At 72.6% G+C, this 903-nt stretch carries 1 protein-coding gene and 1 pseudogene; both read right to left on the minus strand.

The window, feature by feature from the left end; translation table 11 throughout:
• A partial coding sequence (locus AC1D15_RS34705) for a PAS domain-containing protein (protein ID WP_477829650.1) occupies positions 1-721 on the minus strand: 721 nt, incomplete at its 3' end.
• A pseudogene (locus AC1D15_RS34710) lies at positions 700-903 on the minus strand (two-component system response regulator); the annotation flags it as partial. The gene AC1D15_RS34705 and the pseudogene AC1D15_RS34710, both read right to left, overlap by 22 nt.

Below are 903 nucleotides of genomic sequence, written 5' to 3' on the forward strand. Positions count from 1 at the left end.
CCCGGCACAGCCCGAGGTAGTCGACGCCGATCCCGGCCTGCGCCGCCAGCGCCTCGTCCATGCCCTGCGCCTGCGCGAAGCGGCGCCAGGCGGCATTGACGCCGACGATCACGCCGCGGTGGTCCAGCACCGCCATGTGGTCGAGCACCGAATCCTCCACCGCCTGCACCAGCTGGTGCGCGTCGCGCAGCGCGCGCTCGGCGCGGCGCCGCTCGGTGATGTCGCGCGAGATGCCGAACACGCCCGTGACGCGCCCCGATTCGTCGTGCAGCGGCCCCTTGGTCGCCAGGTAGCTGATGCTGCCGTCGCGCGTGCTGAGCTCCTCGTCGAAGGTGCGCACGCGGTTCTCGTGCATCACGACGAGGTCGTTCGCGCGCACCAGCATCGCCTGCTCGGGCGGGAACAGCGCGGGGTCGTCTTGCCCGATCATCTGGGCCGCGCTGCGGCCGAGCACGCGGCAGGCCTCGCGGTTGACGACCAGGTAGCGGCCGTCCCGGTCCTTGGCGAAGATCGCGTCGCTCGATCCGTCGACGATCGCCTCCATCAGCGCGAGCGCCTGCACGCGGRCCTCCAGGGCCGCGTTCGCAGCCCGCAGCCGGCGCAGCGTGCGGCGCTCGACGGCCAGCAGGCACAGGCTCGCCACCGCGAGCGCGCAGCCCAGCGCGGTCAAGGTCGCGGCGAACAGCGGCGTCATCTGCATCAGGCCTCGACCGATTCCCACGGCCGCGCCTCGTGCACCGGCTCCGCTTCGTCCGGATGGCACTGCGCGATCGTGCAGAACGCGTCGAAGCCCGCGAGGAACGCGTCGAGCAGGTCCGGATCGAAATGCCGGCCGCGCTGCCCGGCCATGATGCGCCGCACCTCGCCGAAGTCGAGCGCCGCCTTGTAGACGCGGCGCGAGAT

It is taken from the genome of Rhizobacter sp. P2_H2 (genome assembly GCF_056403375.1).